Origin of the sequence: Flavobacterium akiainvivens, from assembly GCF_001278115.1 — a bacterium.
GTDB classification, from domain to species: Bacteria; Bacteroidota; Bacteroidia; order Flavobacteriales; family Flavobacteriaceae; genus Flavobacterium; species Flavobacterium akiainvivens.
Genome location: NZ_LIYD01000005.1, coordinates 2972195 through 2994631, shown reverse-complemented (window position 1 = coordinate 2994631; position 22437 = coordinate 2972195). Strand labels below are relative to the sequence as shown.

General features: G+C 45.7%; 19 protein-coding genes. 13 read left to right on the top strand and 6 right to left on the bottom strand.

Annotation, left to right across the window (positions count from 1 at the left end; translation table 11 throughout):
• Positions 1-91: 91 nt before the first annotated feature.
• Both AM279_RS13415 and AM279_RS13410 read left to right on the top strand, forming a co-directional pair.
• Positions 92-826, top strand: a complete 735-nt coding sequence (locus AM279_RS13415) for a lysophospholipid acyltransferase family protein (RefSeq protein ID WP_054408541.1) — start codon at positions 92-94, stop codon at positions 824-826.
• Positions 827-830: 4 nt separating this feature from the next.
• Positions 831-1826, top strand: coding sequence for an acyl-ACP desaturase (locus tag AM279_RS13410; RefSeq protein WP_054408540.1), 996 nt, complete (start codon positions 831-833; stop codon positions 1824-1826).
• 126 nt (positions 1827-1952) lie between these two features.
• Here the strand turns inward: AM279_RS13410 and AM279_RS13405 are convergent, their stop codons facing one another.
• Complete coding sequence (locus AM279_RS13405) at positions 1953-2246, bottom strand: hypothetical protein (RefSeq protein WP_054408539.1); 294 nt, start codon at positions 2244-2246, stop codon at positions 1953-1955.
• A gap of 82 nt (positions 2247-2328) precedes the next feature.
• Between AM279_RS13405 and AM279_RS13400 the strand changes: the two genes are divergently transcribed.
• From AM279_RS13400 to AM279_RS13385, 4 genes are read left to right on the top strand one after another with little or no spacing between them, the layout of a single operon-like run.
• Positions 2329-3027, top strand: a complete 699-nt coding sequence (locus AM279_RS13400; RefSeq protein WP_054408538.1) for a DsbA family oxidoreductase — start codon at positions 2329-2331, stop codon at positions 3025-3027.
• Between the two features lie 3 nt (positions 3028-3030).
• Positions 3031-3456: an SCO4402 family protein gene (locus tag AM279_RS13395; RefSeq protein WP_143090429.1), complete on the top strand. Its 426-nt coding sequence runs from the start codon at positions 3031-3033 to the stop codon at positions 3454-3456.
• A gap of 44 nt (positions 3457-3500) precedes the next feature.
• Positions 3501-3986 (top strand): hypothetical protein, encoded by a 486-nt coding sequence (locus AM279_RS13390; RefSeq protein WP_054408536.1) that lies wholly within the window; start codon positions 3501-3503, stop codon positions 3984-3986.
• Between the two features lie 10 nt (positions 3987-3996).
• On the top strand, positions 3997-4518 hold the full coding sequence (locus tag AM279_RS13385) for a hypothetical protein (protein WP_054408535.1): 522 nt from the start codon (positions 3997-3999) through the stop codon (positions 4516-4518).
• Positions 4519-4520: 2 nt separating this feature from the next.
• Here AM279_RS13385 and AM279_RS13380 read toward each other — a convergent pair whose 3' ends face one another.
• Positions 4521-5618, bottom strand: a complete 1098-nt coding sequence (locus AM279_RS13380; protein ID WP_394331219.1) for an endonuclease/exonuclease/phosphatase family protein — start codon at positions 5616-5618, stop codon at positions 4521-4523.
• A gap of 139 nt (positions 5619-5757) precedes the next feature.
• Between AM279_RS13380 and AM279_RS13375 the strand changes: the two genes are divergently transcribed.
• Together AM279_RS13375 and AM279_RS13370 are read left to right on the top strand one after the other, a co-directional pair.
• On the top strand, positions 5758-8640 hold the full coding sequence (locus AM279_RS13375; protein WP_054408533.1) for a carboxypeptidase regulatory-like domain-containing protein: 2883 nt from the start codon (positions 5758-5760) through the stop codon (positions 8638-8640).
• Positions 8641-8662: 22 nt separating this feature from the next.
• A complete protein-coding gene (locus tag AM279_RS13370) occupies positions 8663-10054 on the top strand; it encodes a DUF5689 domain-containing protein (RefSeq protein ID WP_054408532.1) in 1392 nt (463 codons plus the stop codon).
• Between the two features lie 226 nt (positions 10055-10280).
• Here AM279_RS13370 and AM279_RS13365 read toward each other — a convergent pair whose 3' ends face one another.
• A complete protein-coding gene (locus tag AM279_RS13365) occupies positions 10281-11009 on the bottom strand; it encodes a metallophosphoesterase family protein (RefSeq protein WP_054408531.1) in 729 nt (242 codons plus the stop codon).
• Positions 11010-11311: 302 nt separating this feature from the next.
• On the opposite strand from AM279_RS13365, the gene AM279_RS13360 reads away from it, so the two are divergent.
• Positions 11312-14125 carry a T9SS-dependent choice-of-anchor J family protein gene (locus AM279_RS13360; protein WP_082344232.1) on the top strand — a complete coding sequence of 938 codons (2814 nt, stop codon included), beginning with the start codon at positions 11312-11314 and terminating at the stop codon, positions 14123-14125.
• Between the two features lie 35 nt (positions 14126-14160).
• On the opposite strand, the gene AM279_RS13355 is transcribed toward AM279_RS13360, so the two are convergent.
• From AM279_RS13355 to AM279_RS13345, 3 genes are all read right to left on the bottom strand, one after another.
• Positions 14161-15309: an ATP-binding protein gene (locus AM279_RS13355; protein WP_054408529.1), complete on the bottom strand. Its 1149-nt coding sequence runs from the start codon at positions 15307-15309 to the stop codon at positions 14161-14163.
• A 73-nt stretch (positions 15310-15382) separates the two neighbouring features.
• Positions 15383-16141: an SDR family NAD(P)-dependent oxidoreductase gene (locus AM279_RS13350; protein ID WP_054408528.1), complete on the bottom strand. Its 759-nt coding sequence runs from the start codon at positions 16139-16141 to the stop codon at positions 15383-15385.
• 105 nt (positions 16142-16246) lie between these two features.
• Entirely contained in the window at positions 16247-17116 is an 870-nt protein-coding gene (locus tag AM279_RS13345) for an aldo/keto reductase (protein WP_054408527.1), read from the bottom strand.
• A 642-nt stretch (positions 17117-17758) separates the two neighbouring features.
• Here AM279_RS13345 and AM279_RS13340 point away from each other — a divergent pair.
• From AM279_RS13340 to AM279_RS13325, 4 genes are all read left to right on the top strand, one after another.
• Positions 17759-18775: an AAA family ATPase gene (locus AM279_RS13340; protein ID WP_054408526.1), complete on the top strand. Its 1017-nt coding sequence runs from the start codon at positions 17759-17761 to the stop codon at positions 18773-18775.
• A gap of 150 nt (positions 18776-18925) precedes the next feature.
• Positions 18926-19789 (top strand): DUF58 domain-containing protein, encoded by an 864-nt coding sequence (locus tag AM279_RS13335; protein WP_054408525.1) that lies wholly within the window; start codon positions 18926-18928, stop codon positions 19787-19789.
• Positions 19790-19796: 7 nt separating this feature from the next.
• Positions 19797-21431, top strand: a complete 1635-nt coding sequence (locus AM279_RS13330; RefSeq protein WP_054408524.1) for a hypothetical protein — start codon at positions 19797-19799, stop codon at positions 21429-21431.
• A gap of 1 nt (position 21432) precedes the next feature.
• Positions 21433-22437, top strand: coding sequence for a vWA domain-containing protein (locus tag AM279_RS13325; RefSeq protein ID WP_054408523.1), 1005 nt, complete (start codon positions 21433-21435; stop codon positions 22435-22437).

The following is a 22437-nucleotide window of genomic DNA, read 5'->3' as shown; positions in this document are numbered from 1 at the left end:
TGGTTTTTTGCTTTATAGTATGCCAGCATACCAATTATTTTTATAATTCGGTAAAAAGAATGTACTTTTGTGCGAATTTTTTACAACGCACATGCAAAGGATACTATCGGTTCCGTTCTCTATATTGTTTTACGCACTTTTTGGCCTGCTGCTTGTGGTGTTTCACCCTATACAGTGGCTGTGCTTTAATGTGTTTGGTTATCAGGCACATAAAAAAAGCGTAGACATACTTAACAGTGGGCTTGTGCGCTCTATGCACGCTCTTGGCACTACTTTTGACGTACAACACCGTGAACGTATTCCGCATGGGGTGCCCATTATTTTTGTGGCTAACCACCAGAGTATGTATGATATTCCGCCAATTATCTGGTTTATGCGCAAATTTCACCCTAAATTTGTGAGTAAGAAAGAGTTGGGCAAGGGTATACCCAGTGTGTCATACAATTTAAGGCACGGCGGCAGCGTTTTAATAGACCGTAAAGACCCGAAACAGGCCCTTACCGCCATTAAAGGTATGGCCGAATACATACAAAAGCACAACCGCGCCACCGTGATTTTCCCCGAAGGGACACGCAGCAAAACGGGTGTGCCAAAGAAGTTTAGTGAAAACGGGCTTAAAATGCTGTGCAAGTTTGCCCCTAATGCTTATATTGTACCTTTAACGATAAATAACTCGTGGAGGGTAGAGCGTTTTGGCAAGTTTCCGCTGGGGCTGGGCAACCGCCTTACGTTTACCGTACAGGAACCATTTGCAATTAAGGGAATTCCTTTTGAAGAAGTGATGGAGCGTACTGAGAGAGAAGTGATTAAAGGAATAAAATACTAAATATATGTCTATAAAAAACATCCGCCTGGAGGTAATGCAGTTTCTGGAAAAGAACATAGATTCTTTTGTGGATGAGTACCTTATTCCGGTGGAAAAAATATGGCAACCTACTGATTTACTGCCTGATTCGCAAAACGAAACCTTTTTTGAAGAGGTTAGGGAACTGCGCGAAATTGCCAAAGACCTGCCGTATGATTTTTGGGTAGTGCTTGTGGGCGATACCATTACCGAAGAGGCCCTGCCTACTTATGAGTCGTGGCTTATGGATGTGGAAGGCGTTAACCAGATAGACAACGGCGGCAACGGATGGAGCAAGTGGGTGCGCAACTGGACGGGTGAAGAAAACCGCCACGGCGACCTGCTAAACAAGTACCTGTACCTTAGCGGCCGCGTAAATATGCGCGAGGTTGAAATGACTACACAGCACCTTATTAACGACGGTTTTGATATTGGTACCGACCGCGACCCATACAAAAACTTTGTATATACCAGTTTCCAGGAGCTGGCTACTTATATATCGCACAACCGTGTAAGCCAGATTGCAAAGCAGTATGGCGATAAAAAGCTGAGCAAGATGTGTAAGCTTGTGGCGGGTGATGAAATGCGCCACCACATGGCCTACAGCGAGTTTGTAGACCGTATTTTTAAGGTAGACCCAAGCGAAATGATGCTGGCCTTTCAGTACATGATGAAGCAAAAAATTGTTATGCCGGCGCACTTTCTTCGCGAAAGCGGACAAAAGATAAGCACGGCGTTTGAGCAGTTTTCTGATTCGGCGCAGCGCATAGGTGTTTATACCGCTGCTGATTATGTAGATATACTTCGCAAGCTTATAGAAAAATGGCAGATTGATAAAATTGACGGGCTTACTGCCGAGGCCGAAAAGGCGCGCGACTTCCTGATGAAGCTTCCGGACAGGATGGCACGCATTAGCGAACGCCTGGTGATACCCGAAGAATCGCATATTTTTAAATGGGTGCAACCGGCACTTATTAAATAACAAAAAAGAGAGGTTTATGCCTCTCTTTTTTTGTTGAATGGTTGTGAGTTGGGGGTTGTTTTTAAAGATTATACTATGTTACTCACAACTTTAAAAACAACCCACAACTCACAACCCGTAACGGTTTTAATCATCTACCCCTTTAGATGCCAGCAAAGAATCTTTGTCGAATATAAAAACATATTCGCCCCAAATGCAGCGGTCATAACGCAGTACAACACCATCTGTAGTAGCGGCACACTGGTCGGGCTCGCCCCATTGGGTTTTAAAGTCGGTAGCCGTAAGGCGCAGCTGTGTGCTGTTGTACATGCGGGTGTAGTGGCGTTCGCGCCACACAAGTCCGCTAATAATAAGTACAAGTATAACCATGCTTATGCTAAAGCAATCGGTAAGCAGTTGCGGTGTAAGGTGCTTTTTCATTATAATTATATGCGTATTATTAGTGTAACTAAAAATGTTATAGTTTATTGTAAAGCCCTACCTTTGTGTAAAATACACTATTATGAAAATTGAGATTTGGAGCGACATTATGTGTCCCTTTTGCTATATAGGCAAGCGCCGTTTTGAGCAGGCGCTTGAAACATTTAACGGTAAGGATAAGGTAGAAATTGAATGGAAAAGCTACCTGCTTTCGCCCGAAATGGTAACCGACCCTACCAAAAATATGCACCAGTTCCTGGCCGAGCACAAAGGCGTGAGCCTGGAGGAAGCTACCGGCATGAACGACTATGTAACCAATATGGCTGCCGAAACCGGCCTTACCTACAACTTTGATAAAGCCATACCGGCCAACAGCTTTAACGCACACCGTATGCTGCATTTTGCCAAGGAGTTTGGTCTGCAAAACGAAGCTGAGGAGGCCCTGTTTAAAGCTTATTTTACTGATGGCAAGAATATAGATGATGCTGCCACCCTAAGTGAAATTGCGGCCTCGGTAGGGCTTAATACTACCGAGCTGGCTGAGGCTATGGGCAGCGAGGCTTATTTTCAGGATGTGGTAATGGATGTGCAGGAAGCCCAGAACATAGGCGTGCGTGGTGTGCCATTTTTTGTGTTTAACCGCAAGTATGGCGTTAGCGGCGCACAGGATGCCGCTACATTTTTAGAAGTGCTTGAAAAATCATACGGCGAATGGCAACAGGCCAGCGCACCCCTTGATATTATTGAGGGCGACAGCTGCGGTGTTGACGGGAAGTGTTAATCTATGAATGTTGGGCTAAGAAAGAGTATAAGGGAGCGATGGCTCAGGGCCTTGTTTGAATTTACTGATATTACTTTTCAGCACAAGGTGTGGCTCGAAGGTTTTTATCCTGATGTAGCAAGCAATTATACCGAAGCTTTATGTAGCTATTTTGATGACCTTGACCTGAACGAAGGATACGATAATTTTGTAAACCAGGGTTTTGCATCAGCACAGGAAGCCGCTATTGTAATCCCGTTTCATAAAATGCTTGATAACTATATCGGCAGTATAAATAAAGAAGGTTTGACAGACATAGTGGTTTTGAACGACCCTGACTGGCATGAGGTTGTAAACTTTGGTTTTGCCACATGGCAGCAGCTTAAAGCGCACCTTAATAATACAGAAGAGCAAGGGTTTATGCTTCAGTTGGAGGATAAATATTTATAAGAGGGCTGTCCGGAAGGGCGGCCTTTTTTAATATCTTTATATTTATGAAAGTTTTCCTCTCTATAACCGCCTTATTATTAACCCTGTTTGTACAGGCGCAGAAAACTGATTCGCTACACTGGGAAGAATATACAAAGCTTATAAGTTATACCCCAAAGGCTTACTGCGATACCCTTAACAAACCGTCTGCGTTAAAGGATATAAAGAACCTGGGTACCATTTTTTACCTTTCAACGGCTTATGGCTATGCAAAGAACCTTGGGTTTACCCAGGATGATATAAAATGGCTTGAAGGACAGGTTAACCAATTGGCGCTGGCGTTTTATCTTGAAGGGAAACCAGTTATGCTGCGTGAAGTGGGAGGGTATGACGGCTGCCCTGATATTTGGTTTTATCCTGAACTGCAAAATGGCAAAGAAGTGACTATTATAACCCTTTGCTACAGCTGTACTGAGGCAAAAACAGAACACCGCGACTTTATAAAGATATTTAACAGGCGCACCACGTTGCTTTTAGCAGCAACACAATAACCACCCCAAAATGCACCTCACAAAAATAACCCTCAACCTGATGGGCGATTCCTTTTCGCCTAAGAAACTGCTGAGTGAAATAGGCAATGATGCCATAGTATTTGAAAGTATTGAACCTGACGATGCTAACGATAAAAGCGAAACCGGGGTGTATGGCTTTGGCAGCCTTGATTTGCTTTCGCCCATGCGGTATGCACTGCATGAAACCCTTTATAGCGAATACTACCCCTGGTACATTGATTATGTAAGGCGGCACATAGCGCAGTTCAGGCAGCAGGGTGTTACTGAAATCAACCTGTTTATAGAGCTGTTTTATAATGGAACACACCAGCTAAACCTCGAAATATTCAGTAAAGAGCATTTTGCACAAATAGCGCAGTATGGTATTTCGCTGCCGCTTAGCGTGTATATTGTAAGCAACGAACAGCTTATTGACATGATGTATGAGGCCGGTATTCCTGAAGCAGACATACAACAGCAAAGGGACTGGGCATGGGTTATAAAAAAACCGCGCTGTGGGCGCGGCTTTTAGTATTATTTCTGTTCCTTAACCAGGTAAATATACACCGGGAAGTGGTCGCTATAGCCCACCTCGCCGTTTGAGTTACGCAGCGGGTAGCCGCGGTACTGGCCACTGGGCTGGGTCATAAAGCTTTTGTTCCACACACCCGCTTTCCAGAAACGGAACGAGCTGAAGTCTTTTTTAATAAGCGGTTCGGTAACAATCATCTGGTCAAAAAGGTCCCACGCATCGCGGTAGGCCAGTGTGCCTATACCTTTATCGCTCATTTCGGCCATGGGGTTAAACAGGCCTTTTTCTTTTACTTCATCTTTATGCGCTTTGGCGCCAAGCACTTTTTTAACGCTGTTGTTATAAGGGCCATCGTTAAGGTCGCCCATGGTTATAAGTTTCAGGTTGGGGTTTATGGTATAAAGCGAGTCAATAGTCTTTTTGTTAAGTGCGGCAGCTGCCTCGCGGTTAGGGCTGCTTTTCTTTTCACCACCGGAGCGCGACGGCCAGTGGTTAACAATAAAGCTTACCTCTTCACCATCCAGCATACCGGTAACCAGCAGCTGGTCGCGGGTATAAATGCGGCCGTTGTGTGCCACGTTTTTGTCTTCGGCATCATCGGCGCTGTCGGCCTTATCGGGTGCTTTGCCGTTTTCGTATATATACAGCGGAATGTTTATATAGCTGGTAGGCTTAAAATATTTTGTTTGGTACAGCAGGCCTACATCTATACCGCGTTTATCGGGCGAGTCAAAATGTATAACGGCATAGCCTTTTTCGGCAAGTCCGGGCTGCTTAACAAGGTCTTCCAGCACTTTGCGGTTTTCTACCTCGGCCACACCCACCACCACGGGGCTGTTGGGCTGCTTTTCGTCTACACCTATTTGCGATATAACCTTGCTTAGGTTAGCCAGTTTTTTGCGGTATTTGGCACCCGTCCAGTGTTGGGAGCCCGTTACCAGCCATTCCTCATCGTTAGTGCGCGGGTCGTTAATGGTATCAAAAAGGTTCTCAAGGTTGTAGAACGCTATGGTGTGCACCCTGTACTGTTTGTCTTGCGCTTTTGCCGCAAATACTACTAATATGGTTACCAGTAGAATACGAAAACGATTTATCATTATATAACAAATATTAATTTAACGTGAAGTTTTATAACAAATGGGGTGCCAAAGGTAAATATTATTTTTAATTGCATTACATTTGCCGCCGTTAAGAAATTTTTAACTTGACAAATAAAATAAAATTACATTAAATTTATTTATGAAGAAACTAGTACTCAGCCTTTTATTCGCAGTACAGGCCGTGTGTGCATTCGCACAGCAAACGGCATCGGTTACGGCTAAGGTGGTAGACTCTAAATCGCAAAAGCCGCTTCAAAACGTTACGGCTACGCTTGAAGGGAACGCCGCAACCGTGCAAACCAACGCTGAAGGTGTTTTTGTATTTGCAAGCGTTGCCCCGGGCAGCCACGAAGTTACAATTAGCACTACCGGCTATGTGGCCCAAACCTTTACTATTGAGGTACAGGAAGGCCAGGCGCTTGACCTGGGCGTAGTAAACTTTGAAGAAGACATTACTACAGAGCAGCAGTTAAGCCTTATTACCATTACAGATAACGACCTGGGCGATGACAACTCGGGCTCTGAAAACACTGCGGGGCTACTGCAGGCGTCAAGAGATACCTACCAGCAGGCAGCAGCCTTTAACTGGGGTATGGCGCGCTATAGGGTTCGCGGCCTTGATAATGAGTATGGTACTACCATGATAAATGGTGTAACAATGAACAAGCTTTATGACGGCCGCCCGCAATGGAGCAACTGGGGTGGCCTTAACGATGCTACACGCAACCAGGAGTTTACAATGGGTTCTGCACCATCAGACTATACTTTTGGTAACATACTGGGCACACAGGAAATTAATACACGTGCCAGTATATACCGCCCGGGTGCAAGGGTGTCTTTTAGCGGCGCCAATACCAGCTATGACTGGAGGATGATGGCTACTTATGCCAGCGGGCTTCAGGCAGACGGATGGGCATATACCATTAGTGCATCGCGCAGGTGGGCTCAGGAAGGCTATTTTGAAGGCAGCGACTACAGTGCAAACTCATTCTTTGCATCGGTAGAAAAGAAAATAAACGATAAGCACAGCCTAAACTTTACCAGCATATACGCTCAAAACAGCAGGGGTAAAAACTCGCCAAACACACAGGAGGTTATAAACCTTAGGGGCGAAGATTACAACTCTTACTGGGGGTGGCAAAACGGCAAAAAACGCAACAGCCGCGATAAAGATGTAGAAGAGCCTATTTTTATGCTTAGCCACTACTGGACTATTAGCGACAAAACATCGCTTAACACAAACGTAGCCTACCAGTTTGGTAGCATAGGCAACACACGTCTTGATTTTCAAGATGTTAAAAACCCTGATCCAACATATTATGGCAACCTGCCAAGCTACTACCTAAGTTTTTATGAAAACCAAAACGTAGCGCCAGAGCAGTTTTTGCCGGGTGGCCTGGGTGGTAACTTTGTGGGCAACAGCCCGGAAAACCTTGCCCTTGCACAAAGCAACCTTAACTCTTTTATGGCAAACCCGCAAATTAACTGGGATTATATGTACCAGGTAAACACGGTGCCAGTAACTGATGCCAACAACCAGGAAATAGGCCGTGCGCCGGGTGTTAGTAAATATGTACTGTATGAAGACAGGACAGACGACAAGACCTTTACAGCCAATACAATACTACGCAGCCAGCTGGCCGATAATATTATACTTAACGCCGGTGCTACCTACCGCAACCTTAAGAGCCATAACTTCCAGAACCTGTTAGACCTTATGGGTGGCGCTTATTATATGGATATCGATCCGTTCTTTGCCGGCAGCCAGGGCCAGAGCGACCTTAACAACCCGGGCCGCCAGGTGGGTGTGGGCGATACTTTTGGTTACAACTACAACCTGCTTGCCAATACTATAGATGCTTTTGCCCAGTTTAAATTTAGCTACAGCAAAGTAGACTTTTATGGTGCGCTAAACTACAGCCGCAGCGAGTACCAGAGGGATGGCCTTTACCGCAATGGTATTTACCCAACCAACTCTTTTGGCAAGAGCCAAAAAGTATCTTTTGACAACCCGGGTGCAAAAGCAGGTATTACATATAAAATAGACGGCCGTAACAGCATTGTGGCAAACGGTATTTATATGAGCAAGGCACCTACGCTTAGAAACACGTTCCCTAACGCAAGGCTAAACAACAACATTGTTGATGGTATAGACAGCGAGGATATAATGGGTGGCGATATTAGCTATGTGGTGCGCGCGCCAAGGCTAAAGGCAAGGCTAACCGGTTTTTATAACCTGATACAAAACGCTACCGAAACCTCTTTCTTCTTTGCAGAAGGTGTGGTTGAAGGCGAAACTACCGGCGATACCAACGCGTTTATTGCCGAAACGGTTACTGATATAGACAAGAAAATGATGGGTGGGGAACTTGGCCTTGAATACCAGGTTACCAGTACCATTAAGGTTATGGCAAGTGCGGCTTACGGGCAGTATACGTATGACAATAACCCTAACGTATTTATTAATAACGATGCCTTTGCAAGCGATGAGCTGGGCGTGGGTGGTCAGGCTGCTATACTAAACTATGGCCCTGCTGCTCTTAAAGACTACAAACTGCCGGGCATGCCACAACAGGCTTACTCTATAGGCCTTGAGTACCGCGACCCTAAATACTGGTGGATAGGCGCTAACGCTAACTACCTTGCCAATAACTATATAGATGTATCTGCTCTTTTAAGGACCAGCAACTTCCTTACAGATAATACATTAGGTATAGGTTATCCTGAAGCTACAGAAAGCAGGACACGCGAACTGCTTAAGCAGGAACGATTTGACGAAATTTACCTTGTAAACCTGCAGGGTGGTAAATCATGGAAAGTAAAACAAAACATTATAGGTTTCTTTGCCAGCGTTAACAACGTGTTTGACGTAAGGTATAAAACCGGTGGTTTTGAACAGGCCCGTAACGCCAGCTACCGTACCCTTAACCAGGATGTAAGCAGCGGAAACCCATCTTTTGGCCCTCGCTATTTTTATGGCTACGGCAGGACGTTCTTTGTTAACCTTTATATCAATTTCTAAGAAAAAAAAATAATTATATACTATGAAAGCTATTTTTAAAACAACGGTATATGCCGCTATTGCAGCAGGTTTGCTTAGCTCGTGCATTAATGACGATGATTACAGCATCCCTACGCTTGAGTGTATAGATACACCACTTGTTGCTAATATGCAGCCACAGGCAGTGCCTGCTACGGCTACTGCAGCCCAATATACAGGAGACGGTATAATAGAAGCGTATGTAACCAGCAGCGACCTGGGTGGTAACTTCTACAAATCTATCTCTTTCCAAACGCTTGATGGCCAGTATGGCTTTAGCGTGCCGGTAGACAACGCATCTTATGGCGGTACTTTTGATGTGGGCCGTAAAGTGCTTATAAAGCTTGACGGTACGTATACTGATATTGCACACAGCTCTAAAAGGATAGGCGCCCTTTACCAGGGCCAGGTGGGCAGGATGACTTTAGAGCAGGCTGCCACTGTGCTTAACCGTTCTTGTACTGTAGTAAGCGAAGAAGACCTTGTTAAGAAGATAAGCATTAGCGAAGCACTTAACAACAACTACATAAATACGCTTATTGAGCTTCAGGATGTTGAGTTTACTGTAGATGCGGTAAACAACACTTATTTTGACGACAGTAACGTATTGGGTGGTTCTACCAACTGGCTTCTTGAAGACGAAACCGGCGCTACCATTATTTTCCGTACCAGCGAGTTTGCAAGCTATGCAGGCAGTACTGTGCCGGCAGAAAGCGGTACAGTGCGTGGTGTACTTACTAAATTTAATAACGACTACCAGTTTGTAGCCCGTTATGAAAGCGATATTAAGCTGGACCAGCCACGTTTTGGCGATGCACCACCGGAGCCGGGCGAACCGGGTGAGAGCGACTCTGCACTAGGTGGTACAGAGATTACATATTCTGGCTCGTTTACTGAAGACTTTGAAAGCTATGCGGTTAACGCTAATACCTTCCCTAAATATGTTAACGACTACACTGAAGGCGACAGGTACTGGCAAATTAAGCAATACCAAAACAACAAGTACATAGAAATGACTGCCTTTAACGGTGCAAATAACCCTGGTGAGGCCGGTAACACATTCTTTGTTGTGCCTGTAGACTTTGGTGCGGCTTCTACCTTTAGCTTTGATAAAGAGATACGCTACAACAACGGTGTATGTTTAAGGGTTTATTATGCTGAGGCAAATGACTATACCCCGCTAAACGAAATCAACACCGGTAACTTTACAGATATTACAAGCGAGTTTACCGCACTTACATATCCTGCAAGCGGCCAGTCTCAAAACAGCTTTACAACAGCGGGTACTTACAATATACCTGCAACCCTAAGCGGCAACGGTTACTTTGTATTTGAGTACTACAGCAACGGTAGCGTTACTACTACTATACAGATAGATAATATCTCTATACAATAATTTTACGGTTTTCCGTAATTGTGAAGAGGGAGCCTTTTTGGGCTCCCTTTTTTGTTATGATAATTTTCGATGGATGATTAGGTATAAAAATTCACGATATATCGTGAATTTTTTTTGCAGTCAGCCAGTCCTACTTTTGATTTTTACAAAACCTGAAACGTTAAACTTTAAACCTGCAACGGCTTTAGCCAATTTCAAACTCCAATTGTGAAATATTAAGCTGTTTTTAGTTGCGGCCTTTCTCTTCGGGGTATAATTCGTGTACCGGGTCGGTTTGCCAAAATTCCTTTGTATTGGCATCCATAATGGTAAGCGGGCCCTTAAAAGCAGCCCCGGTATCTACGTTCCATATATTTGCTTTCTGCACGGGAGTGGTTGATCCTATGCGGGTTACGGGCGTATGGCCTATAAAAATCTCGTTGTAGTGGTTAAAGCGCTTGGGGTATAGCGGGTTGGTAGGCTCAAGTTGTGGGTCGAGCGCCAAGGCGGTTTCCCATAACGTCCTGTCCCAGTAGAACATACGGGTAAAATACTCGTGCTTAACGCCATTGAGGTTGGTAAACCCGGCATGGGCAAAAAGGCGGTTGTCTTCGCTAAGGTAGTAATCTTCAAGGCTTTCCAAAAACAGTATATGCAGTTGGCGCTTGTCTTCGGGCAGTGCCTGGTAGCATTCCATGGTTATGCGGCCACCGTGGTTAAACCATTCCTCGCTATACTGGCCGGTTTTGAGCCAGTTCATGAGCAGGTCGTCATGGTTTCCTCTCAAAAACAGGCAGTTATGGGTGGCTTTCAGGTTAATGAGGTAGTCAATTACTTCGGGAGACTGCCCCCAGCCGTCTACAAAATCGCCCAAAAAAATAAGGTGGTCCTGGGGTGTAACCTTTGCTCTTTCAAGCAGTTGCACAATAGCTTTGTATGCCCCGTGAATATCGCCAATAACGAGCGTCCTGCCCATAAATGTGTAGTGTTTTAAGATAAAGTTATGCGGTAAATATACTTTTTTGGCCTAAATACGTGATTTATAGGAGGCAAATTTAAAAAAACATTAACTTTAAGCAAGCCTATTTCTATTCAATGCGATAAGCATGATCTATTGGTTATTTATTATGTTGTTGATATTGTGTTTGTTGTATAAATGTATAGTATATGTCCTGTTAAAAACAAATAAATTGTAACGCAACTTAACCCCGGCAGGTTAGACTGTATAGTATTGAACACCCGTAAAACGGCACCTACCAACCTAAATATCATCACACTATGAAAAGAAAACTCCTTATCTTCTTATGCCTGCTGCCATTTTTGGGGCTGGCACAAACTACCGAAACCTTTGAGGGAGCATGGACAACGCCCAATGGCCCCGCAAGTGCGGGAGGCCCCGCGGGCTGGGCAATTGTTAACCACGCCGGAATCCAGCAAAAATGGGAGCTGGGCACTACAGGCAGTTACCAGGGCAGCCAACACGCAGTTATAGCCCCCGAAAGCGTTGCTGCAGGAACAATTGCCGAAGACTGGCTTATAACCCCGGCATTTGCAGTGCCCGAAAATGGGGTGCTTAGCTTTTACAGTAAACTGGCACAGCCCGGAGACCAGGGCACTACATTTCATATTTATGTACGCCCCATAGTTAATGAATCGTTTGAAAACCAGATTAATATAGTAAACTTTACCTCTCAGGCAGCAAACTGGACCGAGCTGCAAATTAACCCTTCGCAAACAGACTGGACGCATAAAATGGTGTCGCTTAGCTCTTTTGTAGGGCAAAATGTATACCTGGCTTTTGTAGCTAAAGGTAACAACGGAGACACCTGGATGATAGATAATGTAGATGTTGTACAAGCTTGCATGGAACCTATGTATTTAATGGCTTATGATGCAGGCCCAACCCAGTTTACAGTAAGCTGGACAGATACAGCAAACGCCACATCGTGGGAAATTGAAATTGTGCCTGTAAATGCTGCACCTTCCGGCACAGGAACAGTAGTTACTTCTGTACCGTACACATTTACTAACCTTATGCCGGGTGTTACCTACAAAGTATATATACGCGCTATGTGCGCTCCGGGAGAATACAGTATCTGGACACCCCCTTTACAGGTTTCTACGGCTTCCTGCCCGCCCGAAACCATGTGTAATTACACATTTAACCTTACAGATACTGCCGGAAATGGCTGGGGCAACAACCATTTTACCGTATACCAATATGGTCTCCCTATTGGGGAAATATGGCTCGAATCAGGTTCTGAAGCTACGGTAGAAGTACCCATGTGCGATAATGTACCGTTTCAGATTGAATGGAGCATAGGCGATGTGGGTATGGAAGAAGTGGGCTTTACCGTAGAAAATGCATTTTCGCAAACGGTATTTACACTTCAAAACCAGGAATTTGACCCTGCCGATATGACTATTTTTAACGGCCTTGCCCAGTGCCAGGCTGATTTTTGCTATACGCCTATAAACCTAAGTGTATATAATAACCAGGGGGCTTCAGGTACCGTTTCATGGGACGGCTCAGGAGATAGCTATGAGTATTACCTGCAGCCTTATAATGATAACAGCCCGCTAAACGAAAATACAATACCTACCGGTACGGCAAATTCTACTACGGTTACAATAGAAACCCCCGGGCTTTTTGGCTTGCACAGGGTGTATGTGCGCTCTGTTTGTGCAGGGTTAGGCGGCAACATAACCAGCGAATGGTCTTCGGGCTTAAATATTTACTTTGGTGCCGATAATTATATTGAAGGAACCGTTATGGCAGATGTTAATGCCGATGGGCTTTGCAACACGCAAGACCTTGCCGTGCCGGGCCTTGGCCTACAGGTTACCGTGGCAGAAGAAGAACCGTACTTAATTTATACCAATGCCCAGGGCGCTTTTACTATTGCTGATTTGCCTTACGGAACTGATGTTCCTGTAACGGTAGTGCCGGTTGAAACCCCTTTGTTTGAAACTATTGCGCCCGTAACAATAATTAATACATTTCCGGCAGCTACCCCGCCGCAGGTAAGCCTGTGCATGGGCGGGCCGCAACCGTATACCGATGTTAGCGTTACACTGGTTCCCGGTATAGCGCCATTACTTGGGTTTAACGGCAGCTGCTATGTAATGGTGCAAAATAACAGCGGTACTGTAGCCCAAAACATAACCGTGCTGTTTAACTATGAGCAGGATAAAGTATCTGTTGAATATGTAGCAGGAGGCTACACCCAGGTAGATGCTAATACCATTAGCTTTACTGTAAGCAATATTGCACCTTTTGGCAACAGCAGCACTTATATTAATTACAGTGTACTGCCTCCTCCGGTAAACCTTATGGATGACGTGCTTACTTTTTCGGGAGAAGCAAGCGTAGATGGAGATGAGGTTGCCGGTAATAATACAAATAACCTGCAGCAAACAATAGTGGCATCTTATGATCCTAATGATATTGTTGTGCACGAAGGTGAGTGGGTAAACATTGATAATGCTAATGATTACCTGCACTATACCATACGTTTCCAGAATACCGGTACTGCAATGGCGGTTAACATACGTATTGAAAATGAGCTTGATGAAGACCTGGACTGGGATACTTTTGAACCCATTGTTGCCAGCCACAGCTACCAGGCCATTCGCCGTAACGGTAATGAACTGGAGTTTTTATTCAACAATATTTTCCTGCCGGATAGCACCCACAACGAGCCCGCCAGCCATGGCTTTGTTACCTATCGCGTTAAGCCAAAGGCAGATATTGCTGTAAATGATGAAATACACAGCACGGCCGCCATTTATTTTGATTTTAACGAGCCGGTAATAACCAATACGGCCATAACGGTGTTTGGTGTGCTTTCACTGCCCGATAACCGCCTGCAAAATGTGCGCCTGTATCCTAACCCGGTTAAAGACCAGCTGTACATAAGCGTTTTAGACGGCAGCCTGAAAAGCATTCAGGTATTTGACCTAAACGGTAGGCTGTGCCTCAGTTCAGATGGGCAGAGTGCAGTAAACACACATGCCCTTACAACGGGATTGTATATGGTTAAGGTTGAAACCGATAGCGGTACATCATCCTTTAAGCTTATAAAGCAGTAGAAACAAATTGGGAGGCTTTTGGCCTCCCTTGTTTTTTACGTTATACGGTCGTATTTCATCTTTCGGAGCACACGCATAGCTTCTTTAAAAGAAACGTACACAGAGGCATCCTTATAGCCTTTTAAGAGGGGTTTGGCTTCCGCCAGGCGCACCTTGGCATCGGTAAACCCGTTCAGGTAGCATATCATGAACACACTGGGCAGGTTTTCCATGTCTTTTTCTTCAGAATCTGTAAGCGGCACGTCTTTTTCAAGCTTGGCCAGCAGCGCCAGGTTAGCGTTATAAATGTGGTGCAGCATCTTGCGGTTGTACTGCGGCGGGTCAAAAACCAACTGGGAATCAATCTTGTAGTTGCCGTTATCGCTAAAGCGTATGCTTACTTCCTCCAGCGGGTAGTAGCTGGTTTTATCGTTCAGGCCCAGGGCTACATATTCGGTAATGATAAAAACATCGTCGTCATATGTAATACTTACCTCGTCCAGCGCCGAATAAAATAGCTTTACCTGTTCGTTAATTAGTTCTATATCAACGCGGTAAAAATAGGTTTTGCCCCTCACTACTTTTTTATGCCCTGCCCAGCACACAATAAACAACTCCTTAAACACCTTATACTTGGCTGTCATGTCTTTATGGCGGTTGTTTATAAAATCAAGCACGCCATCGAGGGTATGCTCTATGCTGTTGCGCGAGTTGTTTTCAATATCGGCAATAACCTGCACGTTTCCGGGCACGGGCGGCATTTCATCCTCAACGGGAATGGAGTTACTGCCCCGCCTCACAAAAAACGAGCCTGCGGGTATGGTGTATACGTTTTTTTTAAAGTAAGAGGTTTTGCCTGAAGGGCTTATGGTAACCAGGCCCACCACACGGTCTTTGGGCAGGTGGGGGAAGGGCACGTTTTCATACTGAATGCGCGGCGGGTTTTCAAGGAAGGCGTTAACGAGGTTTTGTATGCGGCTGTCGTCATAAAAATCGGTGCCGGTAATCTCGTTGTCATGGTCTTCCACACCCACTACTATATAGCTGTTGTTGTTTGGGTTAGCGTTACTAAGTGCGCAAATGTGCTTTACAAACTTAGCCTTACCTTCTTTAGTATGCAGGTTTAGCTGGCGCTTTTTATCATAAAAGCTGCTTTCGTCGTTATGGGCGAGAAGGTTTTTTATAAGCAACCGTTTGTTAATCATTGCCAGCCGGGGTTAGATGTTCAGATTGAGGCTAATATAAATAAAAATCCCCTCAAAAAGAGGGGAATATATGTTAAACGATGTGGTTCTTGTTAACTATAGTGGCGCTGGCCTGTGCCGTAGGCAATACTGTTAAATCGGCAATATTTACATGATACGGACGTGTAACCACAAAGTGTATAATGTCTGCAATATCCTCAGCCTGAAGCGGGTCGAGGCCCTTGTACACGTTGGCGGCGCGCTCGGTATCGCCCTTAAAGCGCACCTCGCTAAATTCCGTAGCTACCATGCCGGGGTTAACGGCCCCAACGCGTATTCCGTACTGGTTCAGGTCCATCCGCATACCGTGGTTAAGCGCGTCAACTGCGTGTTTAGTAGCACAATACACATTTCCGTTAGCGTAAACCTCCTTACCGGCAATAGACCCTATGTTAATAATATGGCCACTGCGGCGCTCTACCATTCCGGGTATAATCTCCTTGCTAACATACAGCAACCCCTTGATGTTAATGTCTATCATGGCATCCCAGTCATCCACATCGCCGTTCTCTATAGAGTCAAGCCCATGGGCATTTCCGGCGTTGTTTATAAGCACGTCAATATTCAGGAAATCAGGGGGTATAGAGGCAATGGCCTTGGCCACTTCTTTCTTTTTACGAACATCAAACAAAAGGGTATGCACCGGCACCAGGTGCGAAAACTCATCCTGCAATTCGGTAAGGCGGTCTTCGCGGCGCCCGCAGATAATGAGCCTGAAGTTGTTATTGGCAAAATAGCGCGCCGTGGCACGGCCAATTCCGCTGGTAGCACCGGTTATTAAAGCTGTCTTCATTCTTTATTTAAAAATTGAAAGATTTAAGATTTAAAAAATTTTGGGACTTAATTCGTTGTGAGTGAAGCTCCTGCCTACTGACCACTGAATACTGCAAACTGGTGTCTACGGCACCTTTTCCCCCATACTCTCGGTCCAGATGGCAAACCAGTCTTCCAGCTCCAGCTTAATGGTGGCGGCCTTCATCTGGAATTTAAGCCTCTCGCTTTGCAGTGAGCCAGATACCGGCACAATGCCCGCCGGGTGGCGTAAAATCCAGGCCAGCAGCAGCATATCGCTCGATGTGTCATACTTATCGCCCAGGTCAAGCAGCAGGCTTTTTAGCCTCTGTGTTTGCGGGTTTGCACGCTTAAAGAGCGACCCTACAGGGCTCCATGCCAGGGGTTTAATATTGTGTATCTGCATATAATCCAGCGTGCCGTCCAGCATGGGCTGAAATGCCGTGGCGCTAAATTCTATCTGGTTGCAAACCACCTCAGTACGGCTGCGGATAAGGTCGGTTTGGCTAATGGTAAAGTTACTAACGCCAAACTCCCTGATTTTGCCCTCTTTTTTAAGCTTTTCAACGGCTTCGGCAATTTCGTCGGCCTGCATAAGCGGACTTGGGCGGTGCAGCAGCAGTATGTCTAAGTAGTCGGTTTGCAGGAACTTAAGCGAGTTTTCGGCGCTCCATATAATGTATTCCTTGCTGTAATCGTAGTGCTTTACCTTATTGGGCCTGTTGCCCACGGTGTGCTGTATGCCGCACTTGCTAATCAGCTGAATATCTTCGCGTTTGGCACCGCTTGCGGTTAGTGCGTGCCCAAATTCGGCCTCGGTGGTGTAGCCGCCATAAATATCGGCGTGGTCAAAAGAGGTAATGCCATAGCTTATACAATCGTTTATAAGCTGGGCCATCTGTGCGGTGGTAAAGTTGCCCTGCCACACGCCCCAGTTCATGGTTCCGGCAATAATGGGTGATAGTTTGGTTATCATTTTATTGGAATTTGCCCTAAAATTAAGCAAAAAGTTTCAGGTTTCAACTTTAAAGTTGCCTCTCCGGTCCACAACCTGAAACCTGAAACTTTAAACCTGAAACTAAAACAATCGCCCCGTTTTAATTTTTCACTTTTTGCTAAAAAGCCGTTTTTCACGGGTGCAAAAACTCGTTTCTGTAATAATAAACTTACTTAAAAAACTCATTTTAACACTAATATTTCACTTTCGGAATTTGGATTGCGCTAAAAACCACCTTTTTTATGCTTTTTTGCCCATTTCCGAAAATCAGTACTCCCTATGGAGTGAAGAATTAGAATTGTTTAATGTTCATTGTTCAGGGTTCATTGTTTAGTGCTTCTCTTAAGTATGAGTGGCAACAATGAACCCTGAACAATGAACTCTGAACCTTACTCACCCCAATAATAAACTCTTTCACCGCTCATTTTAACTTTTATATACTTAAACTATATTAGTTTCGTTGTAAGTTGCACTCCCGGCGAAAACATTTTAGCTAAAAGGTGTAACAATTAATACTGCATTAACAACTCATTAACGTCCACTGCAATAAATTGGGCAACGTATTTGCAGCGCAAGAAAAAGCTTAGTAATTTCACAGTCCGAAAAAAATAAAACACAAATATGGAAGATAACAGTGCCGCTTTAGACATAAGGGCAATAAACGAGAAAATAGAAAGGGAAAGCGCCTTTGTAGACCTCCTTGTTATGGAAATGAACAAGGTTATCGTAGGCCAGAAGTACATGATAGAGCGCCTGCTTATAGGCCTTTTAGGCCAGGGCCACATACTGCTTGAGGGCGTACCCGGCCTTGCCAAAACCCTTGCCAAAACCCTTGCCATTAATACCCTTAGCCAGGCGGTGCACGGCAGCTTTAGCCGTATACAGTTTACGCCCGATTTGCTTCCGGCAGACGTGGTGGGTACCATGATATACAACATTAAGCAAAACGAGTTCTCTATTAAAAAGGGCCCTATTTTTGCCAACTTCGTCCTTGCGGATGAGATAAACCGTGCCCCGGCTAAAGTACAGAGTGCCCTGCTTGAAGCCATGCAGGAAAAGCAGGTAACCATTGGCGAGCAAACCTTTAAGCTCGAAAAGCCATTCCTGGTAATGGCCACCCAAAACCCGGTGGAGCAGGAGGGTACTTACCCGCTTCCTGAAGCACAGGTAGACCGTTTTATGCTTAAGGCGGTTATAGACTACCCAAAAATTGAAGACGAGCGCCTTGTTATCCGCCAAAACCTTAAGGGCAGCTTTGAAAAAGTAAACCAGGTGGTAAGCCTTGACCAGATACTGCGTGCCCAGGCAGCAGTGCGTGAGGTGTATATGGACGAGAAAATCGAGAAATACATCCTTGATATCATCTTCGCTACGCGCTACCCTGAAAAATACAACCTTGCCGGCCTTAAGCCGCTTATCAGCTTCGGTTCATCGCCAAGGGGTAGTATCAACCTTGCCGTGGCTGCCAAGTGTTACGCATTTATCAAGCGCAGGGGCTATGTAATCCCGGAAGACGTTCGCGCCGTAGTACACGATGTACTGCGCCACCGTATAGGCGTTACCTATGAGGCCGAAGCCGAAAACGTAACTTCTATGGACATCATAAACAAGATTGTAAACCAGATAGAAGTGCCATAGTAGTCGAAAGATAGAAAGTCAAAAAGTCGAAAGGAGCATAGTCGAAAGAATGAAAGTCAAAGGTCGAAAGTCCCGAGATCGTTTACTTCTTAGACTTATGACTCCGTCCAGGACTTTATGACTTTAGACATTTGACTTTAGACTTAGAAAATGGATACAAAAGACATATTAAAAAAGGTCCGCAAGATCGAGATCAAGACCAGGCGGCTTAGCGACCACATTTTTTCGGGCGAGTACCACACCTCCTTCAAGGGGCGGGGTATGACGTTTGCCGAAGTGCGCCAGTACCAGTTTGGCGACGATGTGCGGGCTATAGACTGGAACGTTACCGCGCGCTACAACGAACCCTACATTAAGGTGTTTGAAGAAGAACGCGAACTTACCATGATGCTTATGGTAGACGTTTCGGGGTCAGAGAGCTTCGGTACGCAAAACGCCTTTAAAAAGGACATTGTGACCGAGATTGCCGCTACCATGGCGTTTTCGGCTACTACCAATAATGACAAGATAGGCCTTATCCTGTTCAGTGACCAGGTAGAGCTGTACATACCGCCCAAAAAAGGCAAAAGCCACGTGCTGCGCATCATCCGCGAGTTGGTGGACTTTGAGCCCAAAAGCAAAAAGACCGACCTTTCGGTGGCCCTGAAATTCCTTTCGGGCGTGCAGAAAAAAAAGGCCATTGTGTTCTTGATATCCGATTTTATGTCGGCCGACTTTGAGCACACGCTTAAGATAGCCGCTAAAAAGCACGATGTTACCGGCATAAGGGTGTACGACCAACGTGAGGAGCAAATGCCCAACATAGGCCTTGTAAACATGCTCGATGCCGAAACCGGCGAAAACCTGCTGGTAAACACCGGCAGTAAAGCGGTACGCGTGCAGTATGAAAAATATTACGCCGAAAGGGTAAGGTATTTTCTGGATACCTTTAGCCGTTGCGGCGCAGGGGCAGTAAGCACCCGCACAGACGAAAGTTATGTAACCAAATTGCTGGGGTATTTTAAATCCCGATAATGCAGGTATGAAACCAAAGACAAACAAAAAACTATACATATTAGCCTTTTTATTTGCTGCCATAACCGCATTTGGCCAGCAAAAGCAGGTGCAGGTAAGTATAGATTCCACAAAAATAAAAATAGGCTCGCAGGCTAATGTTATCATAAAGGCCAGCGTTAAGGGCAAAGACAAGGTTAACTTCCCGCAGGGCAAAACCTTTGGCCAGCTTGAGGTGCTTGAGGCCTACCCAACCGATACCGTAAAAGACGGTAACGGCATCATGACCCAGCTTATCAAAAAATACGGCGTTACCCAGTTTGATACCGGGCAATACGTTATTCCGCGCCTGCCGGTGGTTATCAACAACAAAACCATACAGACTGATTCGCTTCGCCTGCACGTAACTGATGTTAAGGTAGACACCCTGAAGCAAAAAATGTATGATATTAAAACCGTTACCCGCGCACCCGGACAGGGCATGGCGTGGTACTGGTATATTGTAAGCTTTGTGCTGTATACGGCGGTGGGCTTTGGCATCTGGTGGTTCTTCTTCCGCAAAAAAGGCGCTGCCAAAGAAAAAGATATCCCGCAATTGCAGGTATCGCCTATAGAAAAAGCCACAAGCCAGCTCAAGCAGCTTGAAAAGAAAGACCTGCTGCAACGCGGCGAGGTTAAGGAATACTACAGCGAAATGGCCAATATTGCCCGCCAGTATATTGAAGAGGCGGTGCACATTCCGGCCATGGAAAGCACTACGGGCGAACTGATTGAAGCCATGCAGCGTGCCGCACAGCGCCGCAAAATGACGCTAAGGCCCGAAACCTTCGAGCAGCTGGAGCAGATACTGCGCAATGCCGACTTAGTGAAGTTTGCCAAAAGCCGCCCTATGGACTTTGAAATTGCCGAAGACCGCAGCCGCATAGAAAAAACCATTGTGGTGATAGACCGTTCTATTCCTGAAGAAAAAGAGGAAGATGACGACCATACCCAGAAATGGCTTGAAGAACAGCGCCTTAAAAAAGAAAAGCAAAAACGCAGGCTTATCATCTGGTCATCGGTGGGTGCAGCGGCTGTTATACTGCTTACCGCTATTATAGTGTGGGGAGTGCCTTATGTGCGCGATAACGTGCTGAGCGAACCCACCAAGCAGCTTGTAGAGGGCGAGTGGGTTAAGAGCGAATACGGCAACCCGGGCGTAAGCATAGAAACGCCTGAAGTATTAGTACGTATACCCGAAAGCACACTGCCGCAGGGCACTATGGCGCTGGTTAAAGACATGCAGTCGTTTTCAATGGGGTCTATCGAAAAGCATTTTTATGTTGAGGTGGCCACGCTATCTTTTAAAGAAGAAAACGATGTGGACTTCGCCACGTGGTCAGATGGTATTATGAGGACGTGGGAGAGCAAAGGCGCCAAGGATATTCTTACCAAGACAGAATCATTTAAAACCGATAAAGGCCTTGAGGGTGTGCGCATTTACGGCACGCTTAACCAGCCGCTTTTAGCAGGCCAGGGCAGTGTAGACTGTAAGTATGAAATGTACCTGTTTAAGCAGCAAAAAGGCCTGCAGCAGGTGGTGGTCATTGGCCGCACGGGCGATGAATATGCCACTAAAATTATGGACAGGATTAAAAAATCAATAGAACTAAGGGCACAATAGCATGAAAGACATAACCTTTTTAAACCCGGAAATGTTCTGGCTTTTTGCAGCCCTGCCTTTTGCCATAGCATGGTACGTGTGGAAACGCAGGCAGCAAACCGCCACGCTAACGGTAAGTTCGCTAAACGGCTTTAAGGTAAAGCCCTCGCTGCTGGCACGGTTAAAGCCGGTGCTGTTTGCCTTCAGGATACTGGCGTTGGGTTGCATTATTGTAGCCCTGGCAAGGCCCCGTACGGTAGATATAAACAGCAAGAACCCCACTGTTAGGGGTATAGATATTGTAATGGCGGTAGACGTTTCGGGCAGTATGATGGCGCGCGACCTGAAGCCCGACAGGCTGGAAGCACTTAAAAAAGTGGCCGCCCGCTTTGTGGATGGCCGCCCTAACGACCGTATAGGCCTTGTGGTATATGCCGGCGAAGCCTACACGCGCGTTCCTGTTACCAGCGATAAGCAAATTGTAAAAGAAGCCATAAGGGGCATTAAGTATGAAGACGGTGTCCTGGCCGATGGTACGGGTATTGGCGTAGGCCTTGCCACAGCCATTAACCGCCTGCGCGACAGCAAGGCCAAGAGCAAGGTTATCATACTGCTTACCGATGGAGAAAACAACACCGGGCAGATAGACCCGCGCACCGCGGCAGATATTGCAAAGGAGTATAAAATTAAGGTGTACACCATAGGTGTGGGCACAAACGGTAACGCGCCATTCCCTGTAGGGAAAGATGCCCGCGGCAAGCTTGTGTTCCAGAATGTGCCGGTTACCATAGATGAAAAGCTCATGAAGGAAATTGCCCAGAAGACCGATGGCGTATACTTCCGTGCTACAAGCAACAGCAAGCTGCAAAGCATTTATGACCAGATAAACAAGCTGGAAACCACCGAGATAAAAGAGCAGAAGTTTTACAATTATAACGAAAAATTCCGTCCGTGGGTATGGGCGGCGTTTGGCCTGCTGCTGGTTGAGGTGGTAGCCCGCAAAACCCTGTACAGGAGCTTTATTTAA